Origin of the sequence: Vibrio atlanticus, from assembly GCF_024347315.1 — a bacterium.
Lineage (GTDB): Bacteria > Pseudomonadota > Gammaproteobacteria > Enterobacterales > Vibrionaceae > Vibrio > Vibrio atlanticus.
Genome location: NZ_AP025460.1, coordinates 3,316,136 through 3,335,493 on the forward strand (window position 1 = coordinate 3,316,136; position 19,358 = coordinate 3,335,493).

The 19,358-nt window shown below is 45.2% G+C and carries 16 protein-coding genes; 6 read left to right on the forward strand and 10 right to left on the reverse strand.

Annotation, left to right across the window (positions count from 1 at the left end):
• Window positions 1–105: 105 nt before the first annotated feature.
• Window positions 106–1,482 carry an IS4 family transposase gene (locus tag OCV30_RS14995; protein ID WP_261879028.1) on the forward strand — a complete coding sequence of 459 codons (1,377 nt, stop codon included), beginning with the start codon at window positions 106–108 and terminating at the stop codon, window positions 1,480–1,482.
• A gap of 72 nt (window positions 1,483–1,554) precedes the next feature.
• Here OCV30_RS14995 and OCV30_RS15000 read toward each other — a convergent pair whose 3' ends face one another.
• Entirely contained in the window at window positions 1,555–2,022 is a 468-nt protein-coding gene (locus OCV30_RS15000) for an EVE domain-containing protein (protein ID WP_065679903.1), read from the reverse strand.
• A 39-nt stretch (window positions 2,023–2,061) separates the two neighbouring features.
• On the opposite strand from OCV30_RS15000, the gene OCV30_RS15005 reads away from it, so the two are divergent.
• Together OCV30_RS15005 and OCV30_RS15010 are read left to right on the forward strand one after the other, a co-directional pair.
• Window positions 2,062–3,606 carry a COG3650 family protein gene (locus OCV30_RS15005; RefSeq protein WP_065679904.1) on the forward strand — a complete coding sequence of 515 codons (1,545 nt, stop codon included), beginning with the start codon at window positions 2,062–2,064 and terminating at the stop codon, window positions 3,604–3,606.
• A 2-nt stretch (window positions 3,607–3,608) separates the two neighbouring features.
• Window positions 3,609–4,205 (forward strand): tRNA-uridine aminocarboxypropyltransferase, encoded by a 597-nt coding sequence (locus OCV30_RS15010; RefSeq protein ID WP_065679905.1) that lies wholly within the window; start codon window positions 3,609–3,611, stop codon window positions 4,203–4,205.
• A 179-nt stretch (window positions 4,206–4,384) separates the two neighbouring features.
• On the opposite strand, the gene OCV30_RS15015 is transcribed toward OCV30_RS15010, so the two are convergent.
• The 8 genes from OCV30_RS15015 to lptM all read right to left on the reverse strand — a co-directional run bounded on the left by OCV30_RS15015 (window position 4,385) and on the right by lptM (window position 14,349).
• Window positions 4,385–6,865 carry a bifunctional diguanylate cyclase/phosphodiesterase gene (locus tag OCV30_RS15015; protein ID WP_065679906.1) on the reverse strand — a complete coding sequence of 827 codons (2,481 nt, stop codon included), beginning with the start codon at window positions 6,863–6,865 and terminating at the stop codon, window positions 4,385–4,387.
• A 191-nt stretch (window positions 6,866–7,056) separates the two neighbouring features.
• A complete protein-coding gene (locus OCV30_RS15020; RefSeq protein ID WP_065679907.1) occupies window positions 7,057–9,555 on the reverse strand; it encodes a bifunctional diguanylate cyclase/phosphodiesterase in 2,499 nt (832 codons plus the stop codon).
• A gap of 165 nt (window positions 9,556–9,720) precedes the next feature.
• On the reverse strand, window positions 9,721–10,437 hold the full coding sequence (gene yigB / locus OCV30_RS15025) for a 5-amino-6-(5-phospho-D-ribitylamino)uracil phosphatase YigB (protein WP_017103560.1): 717 nt from the start codon (window positions 10,435–10,437) through the stop codon (window positions 9,721–9,723).
• Window positions 10,438–10,452: 15 nt separating this feature from the next.
• Complete coding sequence (gene xerC / locus OCV30_RS15030; RefSeq protein ID WP_065679908.1) at window positions 10,453–11,385, reverse strand: tyrosine recombinase XerC; 933 nt, start codon at window positions 11,383–11,385, stop codon at window positions 10,453–10,455.
• The gene (locus OCV30_RS15035; protein ID WP_012605049.1) at window positions 11,354–12,052 is read right to left on the reverse strand and encodes a DUF484 family protein; all 699 of its coding nucleotides are present in this window, start codon (window positions 12,050–12,052) and stop codon (window positions 11,354–11,356) included. The genes xerC and OCV30_RS15035 overlap by 32 nt, the downstream gene beginning before the upstream one ends.
• 43 nt (window positions 12,053–12,095) lie before the next feature.
• A complete protein-coding gene (dapF, locus tag OCV30_RS15040; RefSeq protein ID WP_009848210.1) occupies window positions 12,096–12,926 on the reverse strand; it encodes a diaminopimelate epimerase in 831 nt (276 codons plus the stop codon).
• Window positions 12,927–12,937: 11 nt separating this feature from the next.
• Complete coding sequence (gene lysA, locus OCV30_RS15045) at window positions 12,938–14,191, reverse strand: diaminopimelate decarboxylase (RefSeq protein WP_009848209.1); 1,254 nt, start codon at window positions 14,189–14,191, stop codon at window positions 12,938–12,940.
• A gap of 41 nt (window positions 14,192–14,232) precedes the next feature.
• Window positions 14,233–14,349, reverse strand: a complete 117-nt coding sequence (gene lptM, locus OCV30_RS22955) for an LPS translocon maturation chaperone LptM (protein ID WP_407829960.1) — start codon at window positions 14,347–14,349, stop codon at window positions 14,233–14,235.
• Window positions 14,350–14,424: 75 nt separating this feature from the next.
• Here lptM and cyaY point away from each other — a divergent pair, with 75 nt between their 5' ends.
• Window positions 14,425–14,739: an iron donor protein CyaY gene (gene cyaY, locus OCV30_RS15055; protein ID WP_009848207.1), complete on the forward strand. Its 315-nt coding sequence runs from the start codon at window positions 14,425–14,427 to the stop codon at window positions 14,737–14,739.
• 71 nt (window positions 14,740–14,810) lie between these two features.
• Here cyaY and OCV30_RS15060 read toward each other — a convergent pair whose 3' ends face one another.
• Entirely contained in the window at window positions 14,811–17,339 is a 2,529-nt protein-coding gene (locus tag OCV30_RS15060) for a class I adenylate cyclase (protein ID WP_009848206.1), read from the reverse strand.
• Window positions 17,340–17,683: 344 nt separating this feature from the next.
• On the opposite strand from OCV30_RS15060, the gene hemC reads away from it, so the two are divergent.
• Both hemC and OCV30_RS15070 read left to right on the forward strand, forming a co-directional pair.
• Window positions 17,684–18,622 carry a hydroxymethylbilane synthase gene (gene hemC / locus OCV30_RS15065; protein WP_009848205.1) on the forward strand — a complete coding sequence of 313 codons (939 nt, stop codon included), beginning with the start codon at window positions 17,684–17,686 and terminating at the stop codon, window positions 18,620–18,622.
• Between the two features lie 2 nt (window positions 18,623–18,624).
• Window positions 18,625–19,353: a uroporphyrinogen-III synthase gene (locus OCV30_RS15070; RefSeq protein ID WP_065679909.1), complete on the forward strand. Its 729-nt coding sequence runs from the start codon at window positions 18,625–18,627 to the stop codon at window positions 19,351–19,353.
• Window positions 19,354–19,358 lie beyond the last annotated feature (5 nt).

Here is a 19,358-nt window from a genome sequence, read left to right on the forward strand (position 1 = left end):
GCCTGTCTCTTATACACAAATCCCTAAGCCACGCTTGGGGATTTTTTTTGAACTATTTTTAGGTTTCATGATCTGATCATCTAAGCAATGACAAGGATGATTATCATGACCTATATAGAGCCAACCCTTTGGGCACAAAAACAGTTCGGTCAAGCCCACCTTAATGACCCTAGACGCACTCAAAGACTCGTTGCTCTCGCAGCCTCACTGGCCGAGCAACCTGGCGTACCCGTCTCGAAACTCATTATCTCCCCTGCTGAAATGGAAGGGGCTTATCGCTTCATCCGTAATGAGCAAATCAAAGCAGAAGATATCGCAGAAGCGGGTTTTTATGTCACTGCACAAGAAGCATTAGAGCAACAGACACTTCTTGCCTTAGAAGACACCACTTCTCTCAGTTACTCCCATCGCAGCATTCGAGATGAACTCGGGCACTCCAATCAAGGTAATCGACATCGCGCCATGTTCGTACACTCAACCTTACTTTTTGCTCCCGACACTCAATCTGTTATTGGTTTAATTGAACAACAGCGCTGGACTCGTGATATAGAAAAGCGAGGTCAAAGGCACCAGCATGCGACTCGACCATACAAAGAGAAAGAAAGTTATAAGTGGGAACAAGCCTCTCGCCATGTCGCTGAGCGACTTGGCGATAAAATTTCGGATGTCATTTCTGTGTGCGATAGAGAAGCCGACCTATTTGAATACCTCACTTACAAGCGAGAGCAACAACAAAGGTTCCTCGTTCGCTCAATGCAAAGCCGCTGTATTGAAGAGCATGATAATCGTCTTTATAGCTATGCCTCTACCCTGTTATCAGCCGGAGAGAAAGTGCTCGAAATACCGCAAAAAGGCGGTCGTAAAGCTCGCAAGGCTCATTTAGATATCAAATATGCCCCCGTGACACTCAAGTCTCCTGCTAACAAGAAAGAGTTCGATAACATTCCGCTTTACTACGTGGGATGTATAGAACAAGGAGAGAGTGGTAATAAGCTCGCATGGCACTTACTGACTTCAGAGCCGATAACGAGCAAGGAAGAGGCACTCAAAATCGTCAGTTATTATGAGCGGCGCTGGCTAATAGAAGATTTTCATAAAGTCTGGAAAAGTGAAGGGACTGAAGTTGAGCAACTGAGAATGCAAAGTAAGGATAACTTAGAAAGGCTCAGCGTCGTTTTGGCTTTTATCGCGACTCGGTTACTCCAATTGAGGTTTATGAATGAATCAGACGAGTTATCTAAGACCAGTTGTGAGCAGGTATTAAAAGGCAAAGCGTGGAAGTTAATGTGGCTCAAGTTGGAGAGCAAAAAACTACCGAAAGAAGCGCCTAATATATCATGGGCTTACAACGGTATTGCTCGGTTAGGTGGTTGGAAGAATACCAAGCGAACAGGTCGCGCTTCTATAAAGACGTTATGGCAAGGATGGCTTAGGTTACAAACCATCCTTGAAGGGTATGAACTCGCTAAGTCTCTTGATTAACCAGACTTGTGATCAAGAGACAGGCCAACTGGCTGCCTTTTTTGAACCTTACGTAAAAAGCTCTCTCTAACGCTATCGAGAACCCAGTACTTCTTTGCTTAATATTGCCTGCCACTCTTGTTCGGTAACCGGCATGATCGATAATCGGTTGCCCCGTTTAACCAGTGGCATTTCTGACAGTTCAGGCATGCCTTTAAGTGTTGCCAAAGGAATCAAGCGTTCAGTCACTCGCACAAACTCAACATCAACCATTATCCAGCGCGGATTATCGGGCGAAGACTTAGGGTCGTAGTAATCACTCTCTGGGTCGAACTGAAAGTGGTCTGGGTAGGCTTCTCTGGTTACTTTCGCGATCCCCGCCACGCCAACTTTTTTACATGATGAATGGTATATCATCACCAAGTCTCCAAGCTTGACGTCATCACGCATCATGTTTCGAGCCTGATAGTTGCGTACACCCTCCCAACAAGAGGTTTTTTGTACTCTCAGAGTCTGAATAGAAAAGGTGTCGGGTTCTGTTTTAAATAACCAATATGCCATAATAAATCCAATTAACGGTTGCTCCGAGGAAGATATAACATGAAGGTAATGAAAAACCCAGTGACATGGCTAGTCGCATTCACACTACAAGGCTGTGTCACAGCGCCAGATGCCCCCCAAAAGCCAGAACTACCACCAGCAACCTTGGATAAGCCACTGAGCATTCAACCGCAAACCTTCATCATGCGTGGTCAGGTTGTGGTTGGCCATGAAAGCCGAACCTTCACCCCTTGCGGCAGCCAGCAACAATACTGGTTAGACTTATCTCCAGAGTTAGCGCTAGAAGCACAAGGGCTCTCAACGAGACCTTACCAAGCTTTATATGGCGAGTTGATTGGTCATCTAACCGTACCGAGCCAAACCGGGTATAACGCAGATTTCACGGCACGTTTCGTGGTTGATCAAGTGAATATCTTAACCGCAGAAAACCCTAATCGTTGTGACCAACCACTGCGTTCAACACGAGTATTCGGTAATGAACCCTTCTGGTCAGCAACCTTCGATAAAGACCAGCTCAAATACACCAAGATGGGCGAACAGCCACAGCTCCTTGATATTGAATCGAGCCGCACCACACCAAGCAGTCGTGATTACCAATTAGAGGGTAAAACAGCACAAGGCAAACTCAACCTTACGAAGGAGAGCTGTAGCGACGGTATGAGTGATTCTATCTATGGATGGCATGCCAAGCTTAACCTCAATGACAGTAACTATAATGGCTGTGCAACGGTCTCTAACCAAGACTCAACACTGGACTGGAGTGGGCTCTACTTCGCGAGCTCAACGCAGAACACTGGATTCTCTATCAACCTTGAGCTCAACGATGACCACAGCGCCATTACAACATACTCGTACAGCAATGGAGACCCTTCTATTGTTGAGCAGGGCTTCTGGCAGCAACTGAACCAGAATCAGGTACAAGTGGTTATGACTCGCCACCAGCAACAGTATTTAATCTCCGAGCGCATCTTCACGCTCGATAACGGCAAGCTGGTCGCTGAAAAAGAGAAAGTGGGCAACGTTGTCTACCCGATTGCCAATGGCGGTCTGGTGTTATTTGAAGCCAAGAGTGAACAGTCGCAGGTGAATACGACCACGGCCGTAGATCTAACCGCAAAGCAGGTTAACTCCAGTGATCAACTTGATCATAAAGTCGACCAAGCGATCCGTGAGTATTTTAAGATCAACAATACCGATCCAGACAACACTCAGTACCGCTGGCTAACCTACGATCTAAACGGTGATGGTAAGGAAGAGTTGTTTGCCCAACTCGATTGGTGTGGCTCTGGTGGCTGTACACTGCTGATTTTCGAAAACCATCAAGATAACTGGCGCTTCAATAGCCGAGTGACACTGGTTAAGGGCGACATACGCTTAGGTAAATCGCAAAACCACGGCTGGCAGGATTTGATCTTCAATGTCAGTGGCGGCGGTGCAACACCTGCGAAACACACACTGTCCTACTCTGGTGTCAGCTACCCGCTAAACCCAAGTGTCGCACCCGTTACAGATGATGCTGATATCAGTGATGTGGTTTTGTTTGCTGATGGCATCTCACCCGTACAAAGTGGAGTGAAGCTGTAAACATGAGTAACCAACAAGCTTGCCCTGGTTGTGGCTTCACTCACCAATGCGTTTGTCATCTAATACCGACGGTTGAAAGCCAAACTGATCTTGTACTATTGACTCATGAGAATGAGCTGTCGCGAGACACCAACACCGGAAAGCTGCTTCAGCAATCTCTTGAGCAGTGTCAGTCCTTGGTATGGCAAAGGAAAACACCACCAGCGGAGCTAATGGCACTGCTTGAAGATGAAACACGACAACCGTTTCTGTTATTCCCAAGTGATCAAAGCATCGAGTGTCAGCAAGCTGTGATGACCCAAGCCCAGAATCGTAAACCGCTATTCATCATCTTGGATGGCACATGGCAAGAAGCGAAGAAGATGCTTAACAAGAGCTCGTGGTTACAAGCAGTCCCACAAGTTCATCTCGACATCACCAGCGAATCCTCTTACACCTTGCGCCGCAATCAAGACATTGGCCATTTGTGTACTTGCGAAGTGGGCATTGAATTGCTCAAATCTTTAGGTGAAAGCGAACCAGCCAAGCTCATTGATAACTACTACCAACAGTATCTAAAAGTATTCCACGCCGACAAATGTGGTCATGCTCTCAAATAGAACAAGCACGAGCGCGGGAAGACAACAGACACATTTCAGGACGGGACAAATACTGAAAACAAAAGGGTGAGCCATGAGCTCACCCTTTTTACATCGTACTTTAATCTATTGAACCATTTAGTGTTTCACGTGAAACGCACACTCTAGCTGTTCGTTGAAAAGAGATTTTACTCTCCCTATCAGAATAAGCGCTGAGGTTGACCAAAGTAGTAACCCTGCAGGTAATCGACACCCATATCCTCTGCGATTCGACACACCTGTTCATTATGTACGAACTCCGCAACTGTTTTAGCGTTCAGTATCTGGCACAAACTCACCAGTTGCTGAGCGATCTTGCGCTGTTTCTTATCTTTATCGATATTGCGAATCAAGCTGCCATCGAGCTTTATCACCTGTGGTTCCAATTTCAATATCTCATCAATGTTCGAGTAGCCCGAACCAAAGTCATCAACAATAATATTCACACCGAGGTCACGGAAGTGATTACACACCTCGATCAAGCGACCGTAATCCTGAATTTGTTCGGTTTCCAACACCTCTAAACCAATACGCTGTGGATGACTGATTTTTTTGATGGCTTGCTCAAGATGAAGAATGGTTTTCTCATTGCTAAAATCTTGAGGCGCTAAGTTAATTGAGAATGAATCGGTTCGCTGACTCATAAAATCGAAGGTACGCGTTATCATCTGTCGACTCAGACGCGTATAGAGATGCGTTCCTTCTATGATTGGCAAGAACTTACCCGGCGCAATCAACTGACCGTCCTCTTCAATTCGAACCAAGCACTCATAGCTTTCTTCCTGATGGCTGTGTGCCGAGACAATAGGTTGGGAACAGGCCACAATATTCTGATTAAGCACCGCGCGACTGACACACGACAGCCAGCCAAGCTGCTCTTGGCGATGCTTCTCCAATTGAATGAGCGTCTTGGCGCTCACTAGATGCTTGTTCTGACTCACGGCGCTGCGCCTAGCATCAATCGCCTTCAACAACAAATCATCAATCGAGGTCGTAGGAAAATCTCGACGGCTGGCTATGCCCGCACAGATGGATACCGACAGGTAATCAATATCAGGCAACCCCGTTGGTTCAAAATTCACATGTTCCGTTTGGTCTGCAAATTCAGAAAAACGCTGATGAATATGTTCTTGCCCCACCCAGCTATCAAACACCACCGCCCACTCACCGATACCAATGCTATAGAGCTGACACCCCTCATCAAAGAACTGCCACAGCGCCTTTTGAAAATACTCGCTTAAATCATGCAGAAGCTTGTCACCGACTCGATAGCCATACTTCTCATTGATTTGGCCAAATGTCGTGACTTTCAAAGCCAACAAATGACTATCGGTACTCATTTTTGACAGTTTTTCACGCAGTACGCTTCGGTTAGGTAAACCTGTACGGCGATCAATTCGGTAGCTCGTAGTCAATGCGGTCGCTTGCTGTTGAATCTTACTCGCCATGCTGTTGTTCATGTCATCGACATCAAGCAGAGCATTTCGTATCAATGAAAACAGAGGGGAAATATTGGTCGCGGGTTGTGTCTCTAATGGCAATACCGCCTTGCCTTCACCTTCCCTAAGCGCAAGATAAGTGAGGCTATGATGCAAAATTCGTTGCTGGCCATTATCTTGATAGAGCTCTCCCATGCAGTACACGCCATAGGTGTCCGCTAATGCTTGGAAAACCTCAACCTCTTGGTTGCCATCAATGAAATCAATGCGAGAGGTACAGTTGTAGATAAAAAACTGTTCTGGTTTATGGGAAGCAATCTGTTGAACGCCCAATCGGATTTGCTCTAGGGTCAATGAAGGATGGTCATAACAAAACCGCACCTCATCACCAACTTGAAACGACCCACTGAATTCTATCTCTCCGCCCTCTGTTACCTTGAGCGGTAAGTGAGTGTTCTGGTCTTTGGGTTCACCGACCATCAAGGGGAAGTTATACAGTTGCTCAAAAGGGATTTCGAGACCGTCAGCGAGGTAACGATTATAGACTTCTCGGACAGGTATACCGTCCAATTCAGCTAGCCGATTATCTTGAGCGCCAGTCACTCGGAAGGTACGACCAATGGGGTTCCATTCGCAGTAATACCCCTTAGTAATTGCGAGTTCAACACTGTGCAGTGCTAACATGACATAGGCATTTTCATAGCAAATACCATCGAGCATCACCCATCGTCCATGCTCTGTAATGGTCGATGCACCGCCACAAATAGGTAATGAATATATCGACTGCTCAAACGCTGAAAATAGATCTTGGTTATTTATCTGCAAGCGATCGGCGAAACAGATAATGCTTTGAGTATCAGCATTACATTCAAGCTGCTGCCACATCGCTTGGCTATCCCGTCGAGGCTGCTCGCTATATTCGACAACACCACAAGTGTAAGACGTCGCCTCAAAGCGAGTAACAATAACATAGAGACCTTTATGCAGGATCACACCTTGGCTGATGTAGTGATTAGCGCTACAACCAATCAATTTGGCGTTGGGGAAAGTCGACTGAATTACTTGGCAGGCAGCCAACACCGAATCTTTCTCGAAAGAAGAAAACACCTGAATCAGTAGATTGTCATGTTGATGAAAATCTATCTTTTGCAATTCACGCTGGGTGCACTTAATGTCTTGTATCTGGAAAGAGGTCGATTGCATATTCACATTAATCGTTACGTTAATGATTTGTTATTGTGCTTATTATAGATAAAGCTTGCACGGAATACTTACAATCGTCTTATAAATAATGTGACGCTAGTTAGACATCATTCATTCCACTAAAGAGCCATCATCAGTGCCAGTGAAGCACTTTAAAAGCAAGTAACGTTAAGATCTGATGGTTTTAATAACTAAAACAGTCGCTTAGGCTCGCCAAAGTAATAACCTTGCAGATAATCGACACCCATTTGCTCTGCAATTTCACAAACCTGTTGGTTATGGACAAATTCGGCAACTGTTTTGGCGTTAAACACCTGACACAAGCGTACTAATTGAGAGGCGATATTCCTTTGCTTTGGGTCTTTGTCGATATTGCGAATCAAGCTACCGTCGAGCTTAATGATCTGCGGCTCAAGTTTAATGATCTCATCAATATTGGAATAACCAGAACCAAAGTCATCAACAATGATTCTCGCCCCAAGAGCACGGAAGTGATCACACACTTCTATCATGCGGCCATAATCTTTGATCTGTTCAGACTCGAGAACCTCTAGACCAAGTCGAGTGGGGTCGTTCATACCACTAATCGCTGACTCGAGAACCTCAAGCGTCTTATCGCTCAGTAAGTCTTGTGGGGATAGGTTGATTGAAAAAGAACTCTGCTTATTTGCCATGTAGCCAATGGTGTTTCGAATCATGTGCCGGCTAAGGCGAGTATAGAGATGCGTGTCAGCAATAATGGGTAAGAACTTACCAGGGAGTACAATGGTACCATCCGACTCCATGATTCTGACCAAGCACTCTTGGCCAATCATTTCGTGAGTACCAGACGCCACAATCGGCTGTGAGTAGGTGATAATGTTCTGATCTAAGATTGCGCGGCTTACACAGCTCAACCAGCCTAGTTGTTCTTTACGATCTTCCTCACTCACCTGAATGTTTTTGGCATTAGTGATGTGAGTATTGTTCCGCACCCCGTAGCGTCGAGCTTCAATCGCTTTCAACAAGATCTCATCACCGCTATCAGCTAAGAAATCACAGCGACTAGCGAAACCACCACACAGAGAAACCGAAAGGTAGTCTATGTCGGTTAATCCATATGGCTCAAAATTAATATGCTCAATACCATCAGCAAACTCGACGAAACGTTGCTCTATCTTCACGCTATCGACACTCGCGTTAAAGATAATTGCCCACTCACCGACACCAATACTGAACAGTTCAACCTTTACCTTGGATTCCTTAGCCACACTAAGGTGCAATCGGTCGACAAAATGATTCGACAGATCAAGCAGTAATTGGTCACCCACTTGATAACCGTATTTTTCGTTAACTTGATGAAAATTAGTCAGCTTCAGCGTCAACAGATGTTCATTGAATAAAATCGTATTGAGGCGTTCTTTTAATACAATACGGTTAGGTAGCCCAGTGCGAGAGTCAATACGGTAGCTTTCAGTTAAGCGACGTGCTTGTTGATGGAGTTTGTTCTCCATCTGAGTATTCATACTGTCGAGGTCTGCGACCGCATTTCTGACTAAGTTGAGTAGTGGCGATACCGTTGAGTCTCGCTTGAAATCTTCGCAACGAAACTCATTAATCTCGTCCGACTCTCTCATCGCAATATAGGTAAGGCTGTGATGCAGTATCTCTTGGCGATCGTCGTTGCGATATAGTTCTCCCATGCAGTATGCACCACACGCGTTTACTATCCCTTCAAATGGTTTGAGCTCAAGTTTACTGTCGATAAACTCTAGTCGAGATACACAGTTATAGATGATCACAGATTCAGGCTGATGCACGGCAAGCATCTCAGCGCCGTGACGAACTTTTTCTGCGGTCAAAGAAGGATGGTTATAACAAAACTGGGCCTCTTCGCCGACATGCCAAGGGCTATCAAACTCAATACTACCATCATCATTAATACGTAGAGGCGTCGAGATGCACTTCTTTCTGCCGAGCTCTCGATACAGGGGGAAACTCATCAACTGACTAAAAGGCAGATCTTTACCGTCAGCAAGGTAATGTTTGAACACCTCGATAGCCGGCTTGTCATTCAACGCATATAAACGATTTCCAACTGCGTGTGTCACTCGCAATTTCATCCCAATAGGATTCCACTCAGAATACGCGTCCGACCAAATCTTTAAGCTAGGGTTAGTCAATGCAACCGCAACACAAGCATGTTGGTAGGTTTGCTCATTATGCATAACCCAACGGCCATATTCATTCTCGTGGCACAGCCCACCAGCAACTGGTAATGCGTAAGGTAAACTCTCAAAGGCGCTATAAATAGGATAGTCACGCCCTTCAACCTGATCGCACAAGCTGATAACCGTTTTGGTTTCTTCTGTAAGGTTTAATTGAGAAGCGAGATCTTGGCTGTCTTGATTTGGGTTTCCGGTAAACGTCTGAACTGTAGACGTTAAATGGGTATCGTTAAATTCACTGACGACGACTAAGGTACATTCATGCTTCAGGCTGTTATCACAGATAACATAACGGGCGCTCTGACCGATTAACGTCGCATGCCCTATGCGATTGAGGGCTGCATTGGCAATTCGACGAGCGATATCAGAGGACTGAGCAGAGAAAATTTGAATAAGGTACTGTTTGCTGTCACACCACTCTCGCTGATCAAATTGAGACTTAAATAACTCCTCAGTATTTGCGAGAAATGTAAATGTTTGCATGCCAACCCTTGTTCGAAATCGAGTGAAATGAGAACCCGTACTACTATGAATCAAAAATTCCGATCAAAAGTAGTCGCCAATTATCCTAGCCTAAACAGGCATTTAATTGTGACTAATGTAACAATTCAATATCATAAATGCGACACATTAAGCTTACTACGGCCATTAAGTTAATCGCATAAGATCACTAAGTTGCTCTATTTCAACATCAGGCAGCACGGTTGCCTTCGGGGAATCATATAAATTGGAACCCGTATCATTAAACCAGCATGCTTGGAAACCATTTGTCTTAGCTCCATAGACATCGGTTCTAAGATGGTCACCAACATGGAGAATATTCTCAGCGTCACAATTTAGGTATTGCTGAGCTTTATCAAACATATCAGGGTAGGGTTTTGCTCTGCCGTCAGGACCGGCTTTAAGGATTAATTGGAAGTACTGCCCCAAGCCAATTTTATGTGGGTCGACATTGCCATTAGTAATCGCAACTAAAGGAATACGTTGGCTCAGCTCAGCCATCACTCGATGCGTTTCCTGTGGCACATCCACCTGATTACGCAGCCACAAGGCGTGTTCTATGCCTTCACGAGCCGCTTGTTCTGCTTGCTGCTGAGAATACCCCAGTTGTAACAAACCACGCTTAATCTGTGTTTCTCGCCACACGGTGACATCATGCTTTAACGCTGGGTTTTCAGAGGCGACTTGCTGTTTGATACCTTGCCACTCTTCTAACGAAAGAGAAGCAGACACAGGATGCTTTTGATAAAGCCACTGCGCCATCTCTTTCTCAACCTTCATGATCACAGGCCAGTTGTCGTACAAGGTATCATCCAAATCAAAGGTCATGGCTTTGATGGGCTTTAACCCTCGATAAATTCGCATAGTTAAACCTTTAATCTAATCTTTATTCTTCTTACGAGCTCTTGGATGAGCTTGGTCATAAGCTTGTGCTAAATGTTGGAAATCTAAGTGAGTGTACACTTGGGTTGTCGAGATGTTTTCATGCCCGAGCAACTCTTGAACCGCACGAAGGTTTTGGCTCGACTCCAGTACATGCGTTGCAAACGAGTGACGCAGTTTATGCGGGCTGATGTGACTCGCGACAGATTGCTTCTTGCCCCACTCTTCCATGCGCTTTTGCACGCTGCGATGAGAGATACGAGTCCCTAACTTCGAGACAAACAGTGCAGGCTCACCCGGCGAAGCGAGTTCACCACGAACTTTGAGCCATTTATCAACCCACTCTTTCGCTAAACCAGAAAAAGGCGCTTTGCGTTCTTTGTCGCCTTTACCAATCACTCGGATTTCGCCTTGTCGACCCAATACATCTTTAAGATTGATACCGACCAGCTCAGCCAAACGTAATCCAGCACCATACATCACTTCCATCATCGCTCGGTCGCGAATTGACAGTGGGTCGTCCTCATTCACATCAAGCAACTGACCGACTTCATCAACATCGAGGTTTTTAGGCAAAGGACGTTGTTTACGAGGTGCTGAAACCCCTTTGGCTGGATTGGCGGTCATTTCGCCACGCAAGACAAGGAAATCAAAGAAGCTGCGCAGTGAAGATAAGCGAGTCGCAATACTGCTCGCTTTCATTCCTTCGCGCATGCCTTTACTTGCAAGTTGTCTTACCCACGCCGCATCGACTTGTCCCCAGTCCGTTAGTCCGAGAGTGACTAAATGAGCGGCCATGGTTTCAAGTTGTTGTTTGTAGTTACGTTGGGTGTGTAAGCTGAGTCCCTTCTCACTTCTAAGATATTCATAGAAGCGAGAAAGCGGCTTTTGAAGGCTGTTAGGAAGAGGTATTTTGGGCTCTAGGCTCATTATTTATCTGCCAAGGTAAGGTGTCCGCCAAATGAGCGACAACAAGTGCTAAATGGCGTAAAAAGAGCGTGTCCATATGAGGCTGGAAGTGGCCGCCATCTTCACTAGAAAAAGCGAGTACACCCAGTGGAGATCGCTTAGCAAGGGGTAGCACTACATAAGAGCCTAGCTCTGGAACTGGATAATCACCAAACAAATCGTGTCTGTCTGCCTTTCTCAATCGCCCTAGATAAGCATCTTTGCCATTGAAATGGTTAAGTGAAAATTTCGAGTAACGCTCTTCATTCAGCTGATAAAAACCTAATTGTGAGAGAACTCGTACATGAGCCTTAAGCCCTAGTTCCAACGCTTTTTGTTCAACAGCCTTGATAACCTGAATGAAGTCACTGCATTTCAACACTTGAGTTTGCAGATCCATGAATTCATAGAAAGTTTTATCGTTATTCGCCGCTAGTGACATCAGGCCAGTGATCTCTTCTTCCAGCTCTTCGATTCTATGACGCTGACGTTTAAGCTGAATCTCAACCAGAGAAACAGCGCCCTGCTCAACATTATTAATAGCAAGGCGATCAACCAAATCTTTCCTGTTTTGAAAGAAATCTGGGTTATCACGTAAATATTCCGCAACCACCTCTGCAGTCAGAGTGTCGCCTTCAACGTAAGACAAAACCTATCCTTTATTTTTTATAAATCTATTTGTTATATCGTTATTAGCAAGAAAGCTGACCATCAAACACATGCGTTGCTGGGCCAGTCATCAACAGAGGTTTCCCAGGGCCTTGCCAGCTAATGTGTAAGTCACCACCAGGTAGACGAACCTTCACATTCTCAGCCAGTAAGCCTTGTGTTATACCAACAGCAACTGCACCACATGCGCCACTGCCACACGCCTGAGTTTCACCCGCACCACGTTCGTAGACGCGCAAGCGAACCTCTTCACGGTTAACCACTTGCATAAAGCCAGCATTAACACGCTCAGGAAAACGTTCGTGAGATTCAAGCAGCGGACCTAAGGTATCCACATCTGCTGTATCGACGTCATCAACTACGGTAACCACATGTGGGTTACCCATGCTAACAGCACCACAGAACAAGGTGTGTACATCCGTTCTTAGGATATACGTCTTTTCTGGCTGCTTCGCCTTAAATGGAATCTTGCCCGGTTCGAACTCAGGAATACCCATGTTGACAGTGATTAAATCATTGTCTTCAATCTTAAGAACCATTTTCCCTTTCTTGGTGCTCACGTTGATGCTGTACTTATTCGTTAAGCCTTTCATGCGAACGAATCGAGCAAAACAACGTGCACCATTGCCGCACTGCTCCACTTCACTGCCATCTGCATTAAATATGCGGTAATGGAAGTCTGTTTCAGGATCATAGGGGGCTTCAACTACAAGTAGCTGGTCGAAACCCACACCAGTGTGACGATCCGCCAAACGACGGATCAAATCTGGAGAAAAGAAAATATTTTGAGTAATGCAGTCCACGACCATGAAATCATTGCCCAAACCATGCATTTTAGAAAAGTGGAAGTGCATAACGCTTAAAATTACTCCGGAAGAATGTTTTCAAGTTCCCACAGACTCGTAAGCTCTTCACGCTGACGAACCAAATGAGTTTTATCGCCATCAACCATCACTTCTGCCGCACGCGAACGAGTGTTGTAGTTGGATGACATTGCGAAGCCATAAGCACCTGCTGAACGAACAGCCAATAAGTCGCCCTCTTCAAGAACAAGGTCACGATCTTTACCTAGGAAGTCACCCGTTTCACATATAGGGCCAACTAAATCGTAAGTCACAGCTTCACCCTGACGCGGGCTAACTGGAACAATATCTTGCCAAGCTTGGTAAAGTGCAGGGCGCATCAGGTCGTTCATTGCCGCATCGATAATGGCAAAGTTCTTATGCTCTGTTGGCTTAAGGAACTCGACTTTTGTTAATAATACACCAGCGTTAGCCGCAATCGCTCTTCCAGGCTCGAAAATCAGCTCTAGATCAGAATGATTGTCTAGGCGAGCCAACAAGGCTTTCGCGTAGTCAGAAGGCTGTGGTGGTAATTCATCACGATAAACCACCCCCAAACCACCGCCAACATCAAGATGCTTGATGTTGATATCGTTAGCTCGTAGTTGATCGATCAACGCAAGCAAGCGATCAGTGGCATCGATGAAAGGTTCGATATCGGTTAACTGAGAGCCGATGTGGCAATCAATACCATGGATAGACAAGTTATCGAGTGTTTTAGCAAACGCATAAACAGCAGGAGCACGATCGAAGGCGATACCAAACTTGTTATCACGCAGGCCCGTAGAGATATAAGGGTGAGTATTAGCATCAACATCAGGGTTGATTCTCAGTGAAATCGGCGCTTTAACTCCAAGTTCACCGGCCACTTTATTCAGTCGCTCCAGTTCTGGCTCAGACTCTACGTTGAAACATTTAATGTTCAACTCAAGCGCTCGTTTCATTTCTGCGGCTGTTTTGCCGACACCAGAGAAAACTACTTTCGCCGGATCGCCACCTGCAGCAACCACACGCTCTAGCTCACCACCAGAAACGATGTCAAAACCAGAACCCAAACGAGCTAAGGTATTCAACACACCTAGATTCGAGTTAGCTTTAACGGCGTAACACACCAAATGCGGGTGCTCACCTACCGATGAGTCAAATGCGTTCCAGTGACGTTCTAATGTGGCACGAGAATATACATACAGCGGTGTACCATATTGCTCTGCTAGTTGTGAAAGTGCGACGTCCTCAGCCCAAAGCTGGCCATCTTCCTGATAGTTGAAGTAATCCAAAGTTCTTATCCCTTATAAATAACGATTTCTGCGTTTTTCACTTATTGTGATTGTTCAGTCTGTTGAACTTCATCAGGATCATACAAAGGACCCGTTTGACCACAACCAGAAAGTCCAATAACGGACACCATAAACAAAGCGGTAATTAGTTTTTTCATTTTGCACATCGTGATTATTAACTCAATGCCCCCTATAATCGCACCACACTCAGGAAAAGCAATAGGATAGAAAGGATGAACGAGACTGAATTTCATAAGCTGGTCGATATACAGATGCAAAACATCGAAGAAGCGATCGATGAATCAGAGGCAGATATTGATTACGAAGTGACTGGTAACGTAATGACGTTGGAGTTTGAAAACCGCAGCCAAATTATCATCAATCGCCAAGAACCAATGCGTGAGATCTGGTTAGCGTCTAAATCTGGCGGCTTTCACTTCAAGCTAGTTGACGACAAGTGGACATGTTCAAAGACGGGCATGGCGTTGTTTGAGATGGTCAAAGAAGAGTGCGAAAAGCACGCAGATGAAGAGATTAATTGGGTCTAATCATTTGTAAGCAAAACTAAAAAGGAGTGAATCAATCACTCCTTTTTTAATATCAATCAGTCTTGGTAAGATTAGATATTGACTATCTTTGAGCTCCGAGAAGCTAAAGTCGCATCGTTACGATATGGCACCACATAAGAGTTACCTTCTTCAGGGTGAACAATTTGGTAGTACTGAGGTAGGTTAAAGTTAATCAACTTAGACGACACCTTCGACTCATCTTTTACTGAAGTGTAGAAAGAATTCACGCTTGCGATCATCTCATCTTTTTCACCGCTGTACTGGTGATACACCTCAACCTGATTCGACTCGTCCAATACATAAATATTGAAACCTTTGTCGGTATCCTCAAAGAAAAATTGAATTAAACCTTCACTCGCAAAACCATCAACCACTTCTGGTAGCTGATACTCTTGCTCTTTATCGAGCATCAGTAAAGGTGAGCCCTTCAGCTTATTCGTCGAGATACTACGATAGAAATCGACCGAGTTTTCCAGCATCTGCACCGATACACCACGACGTTCAAAGAACAGACCAAACATTTTGTTTGCCAGGCGAATAGCTTTAAATCGGCGGCGTTTCTCTGGCTCAATTGGTTTCAATCGTAAATCGATACACTCGGCAAGCAGTTGATACACCATATTACGCATCACACCGCGTAGGTTTTTGCTGTAACAGAACACATCAACCGACTCTGGCGGCAACGCATCCTGGTGCATTTTACCCAGTACCGTCTTCAGCGCGTCCAGCATCGCGGTTTCGCCTTGGAAATGAAGTGTACGAACTTCATGCCAAGAGTTCCGATAAACCAGATCGACACTGCCAACTAAGCTCTTACCTTCTTCACCAAAACTGAAAATATCGGCATTCTTAAGATCCACTTTTAATGCGCGACCACTTAATTCAGACGTCGGGTCATTTTCAAAGTTGATGAACATCGCCAGTTGGCTTATCTCACACGGGCTCGCCAGTGCCTGCATACTCGGACGACGCTTACGCAAAGAGAAGGTATTACGTAGATCGCTCACCATTTGATAGAACTTATCGATATCAATGTGGGCGTCACGAACCACAGAGTGCAAACGTGTCGACTCAGTAATCAAACCATTAAAGAATGACCAAGCAACCAACTTACTCAAGTACTCATGGTGCTCAAGTGAAGGCTGACCGAGAATGCGATGTGCAATCAAAGGCTGTTTGTACAAGTACCAACCCGCTTTATTTGACTGACCCTGACGAACTTCGATAAAGCTCAAATCAGGCTCATGGAGATCCGGGGATATTTGTGGATTCAGTAGCGTCACTTTGCCTGGTAACACCTCAAACGCAGCGTAAAGTTTACGTGCCAAGATACTGATATCTTGCGGGCTGATAGCTGAAGTGATGTCGTTACGACGTGCAAATTGAATCAGATTACGATAGCTCAGCATCAAGGCATCAAGCAGCGCATGGTGCACCACTTTAACCTGCTCAACCTTCCAGTTACGGCGGTTGTCGAGCTCAGCAATGGTTTCATGTCCCCAGTTCCAAGATTTAGTCATCTCAGTTAAGGCTTCACGACGCCATGCGACAGAACCAATACCCGCATCTCGTGACAACTTCTCGTGGGTCTTAAGATAGAAGCAGCGTCTCACCAAATCCAATCGAGTATGGTCGTTGATACGTTCTAGGTAGCGAGTTACCTTCTCAAGCATCAGATAGTAGCTATCCATGCCATACAGATCAGGTTCATCTGCGAAGAAACGACGCTTGGTGTCAATACTAAGAAGCTGGGTGTTTGGGTATTCCCATGAATAAGCTTCTAACAGGATCGCCTTCAACACCGATTTATACGGTGAGTCGATACTCTTATAGAGCTGCCATAGGTTTGAACCAAAGTACTCTTCAGCAGGAATACTGTTCAGCTTGCCGAAATCGATCCACTGCGAGCAATCAAGATAACCATCGTTACATAAACCTTGGACATACTCGTCGTAGCACTCCTCCATTTCTGGCGGGATGATTTGCCACAACAAACGCTGGCCAGCCAAACGAACGGCTGAGCGGTAGAACTCATCAAGCAGTAGTAAGTGCTGTGAAGAACCACAGTTATCACCGGTCATCTCTTCAGAATGATTCGAGCGGAAACGCTCTTCATCCATCAAAAAGAAGTTCGCTTCAACCCCTAAGGTTTCAGCCCAATCAGTAATAAGCAGACATTTATTGGTCAGGCTATCGCGAGATGCGCCATCCATATCTGGAGATACACACACCCAGATATCAAGATCACTTGAGGTACTTTGACCAATAGACGAAGTACTACCCATGGTGTACAAACCCAAGATTGCTGGTTCAGCGGCCTCGGTAAGTTTTCCGCCCAGAGTTAATTCAGTATCAGAGACAAATTGCTTTTGGAATTCATTAAGCGTGAAGCTACGAATTCCAAAAGGAACTTGTTGGTCATAATAACCAGGCATCATAGGGTGATTGAAGTGAAGCAGCGCGGGGATAAGGTTAAAAACTCGCTGGCCCTGCACATTCATCAACGCCAACGCACGATCAATGCGCTGCTGATTTAGATTGTCTAATCGTTGAATCAAAGTTTGAGTGTAAGCCTGCAAGGTAAGTCCTTGGTTTGAGATTAAGTGTACTTCTGTTTAGTTACTGAACGAAAGCAGCAACAAAACGTGATCAATTTAACACTTTTACCCTTATCGGTAAAGCAAAGGACGCCGTCATACTTACGAATCCCTTGATGACTGAAAGTAAAACTCACGGCGCCGTAGTGTCCTCTTTATTGACTATTTCTAATAATAGCCCATGTTTCAAATGAGATACCAATCACACTATTTTGGTGAACTCATGAAATTCCCTCTGCTATCAAAGTATCGAATGATCAAACAGTAAGAATTTTCGCCTCACAATGGTAGGATTAGCCTATTACAGAACCTATATCGGAAACACCATGACAAATTCAGCACCAATCCGTATCGCGACCAGAAAAAGCCCTCTTGCCCTTTGGCAGGCATACTTTGTAAGGGATGCACTGCAAGCTGCTCACCCTGGTTTAGAGGTTGAGTTGGTAACTATGGTGACCAAAGGTGACATCATCCTAGACACGCCACTTGCTAAGGTAGGCGGTAAAGGGCTATTCGTTAAAGAACTTGAAGTAGCAATGCTAGAAGGTCGTGCTGACCTAGCGGTTCACTCAATGAAAGACGTACCGGTCGACTTCCCTGAAGGTCTAGGTCTAGTAACGATTTGTGAGCGCGAAGATCCTCGTGATGCTTTCGTATCAAATACTTACAACAACATCGATGAGTTACCACAAGGTGCTGTCGTAGGTACATGCAGCCTGCGTCGTCAATGTCAGTTGCTAGAATACCGCCCAGATCTCATCATCAAAGAGCTGCGTGGCAACGTTGGTACTCGTCTAGGTAAACTCGATGATGGTCAATACGATGCTATCGTGCTGGCAGCAGCTGGCCTTAAGCGATTAGAGCTAGAAGAGCGTATCCGTAGCTTTATCGAACCTGAACAGTCTCTACCTGCTGTAGGGCAAGGCGCTGTTGGTATTGAGTGTCGTCTAGATGATGAACGTCTAATCAAGCTTCTTGAGCCACTGAACCACAAAGACACAGCCGATCGTGTGCTATGCGAACGTGCAATGAACCTAACTCTAGAAGGTGGTTGTCAGGTTCCTATCGGTAGCTACTCATTATTAGATGGCGATAATATCTGGCTACGTGCATTAGTAGGCGAACCAGATGGTTCTAAAATGGTTCGTGGTGAGATCTCTGGCCTTCGCAAAGATGCAGAAGCACTTGGCGTTACTCTGGCAAATCAATTGCTGGATGATGGCGCGAGAGAAATCTTAACCAAGCTATACGCAGACCAAGAATAACTATGACAGTGTTGGTGACTCGTCCCGGTTCAGAGGGACAATCGCTTTGCCAACAACTAGCGGATGAAGGGATTCAAGCAATCCATCATCCGCTTATTCGTATCGTTGATAATCCACACTCATCGGATTTAAGCACCCAGCTTAATAACAGCGATATCATTATTGCAGTCAGTCACCACGCCGTGACCGCTGCCCAAAACATCCTTTCGAAAACTTCATCTATTTGGCCAACTTCGCCGCTTTATCTTGGCGTTGGTCAAAAAACTGCGCACGTTTTAAGCAAAGTTAGTAAACAAAAAGTAAACTATCCCAAAGTGAGTGATAGTGAACATCTTCTCAAACTTACTGAACTTAATGGCGTAGATAATAAATCCATTTTGATACTGCGTGGAAATGGTGGGCGTGAGCTCATTAGAGATTCTCTACTCAATCGAGGTGCACAAGTCTCTTATTGTGAGACCTACCGTAGAGAATATATTCCTATTAGCGACCACAATACCTATCAAACATGGATAAACAAAAAAACGTCCAAAGTTGTCATCACTAGTCAGGAACAATTGGAGTATCTCTGCTCAATTACCCCTGATGAGTATTTGGCTTGGCTTTCAACAAGACATTTATTTGTCCCAAGCCAGCGCATAGTAGAACGAGCACAACAACTCGGCTTCTCAAACGTGACCAATACTCACAGTGCTACGAACCAAATATTACTGGCTGCTCTCCGGCCCTAGCTAGA

Bases quoted from the DNA above. Each gene is read 5' to 3' on its own strand.
- OCV30_RS15000 (WP_065679903.1), bottom strand. From the start codon at position 2,022: ATGGCATATTGGTTATTTAAAACAGAACCCGACACCTTTTCTATTCAG.
- xerC (WP_065679908.1), bottom strand. From the start codon at position 11,385: ATGAGCCTAGAGCCCAAAATACCTCTTCCTAACAGCCTTCAAAAGCCG.
- OCV30_RS15020 (WP_065679907.1), bottom strand. From the start codon at position 9,555: ATGCAAACATTTACATTTCTCGCAAATACTGAGGAGTTATTTAAGTCT.
- OCV30_RS14995 (WP_261879028.1), top strand. From the start codon at position 106: ATGACCTATATAGAGCCAACCCTTTGGGCACAAAAACAGTTCGGTCAA.
- yigB (WP_017103560.1), bottom strand. From the start codon at position 10,437: ATGCGAATTTATCGAGGGTTAAAGCCCATCAAAGCCATGACCTTTGAT.
- OCV30_RS15010 (WP_065679905.1), top strand. From the start codon at position 3,609: ATGAGTAACCAACAAGCTTGCCCTGGTTGTGGCTTCACTCACCAATGC.
- OCV30_RS15005 (WP_065679904.1), top strand. From the start codon at position 2,062: ATGAAGGTAATGAAAAACCCAGTGACATGGCTAGTCGCATTCACACTA.
- OCV30_RS15070 (WP_065679909.1), top strand. From the start codon at position 18,625: ATGACAGTGTTGGTGACTCGTCCCGGTTCAGAGGGACAATCGCTTTGC.
- cyaY (WP_009848207.1), top strand. From the start codon at position 14,425: ATGAACGAGACTGAATTTCATAAGCTGGTCGATATACAGATGCAAAAC.
- dapF (WP_009848210.1), bottom strand. From the start codon at position 12,926: ATGCACTTCCACTTTTCTAAAATGCATGGTTTGGGCAATGATTTCATG.
- OCV30_RS15015 (WP_065679906.1), bottom strand. From the start codon at position 6,865: ATGCAATCGACCTCTTTCCAGATACAAGACATTAAGTGCACCCAGCGT.
- lptM (WP_407829960.1), bottom strand. From the start codon at position 14,349: ATGAAAAAACTAATTACCGCTTTGTTTATGGTGTCCGTTATTGGACTT.
- hemC (WP_009848205.1), top strand. From the start codon at position 17,684: ATGACAAATTCAGCACCAATCCGTATCGCGACCAGAAAAAGCCCTCTT.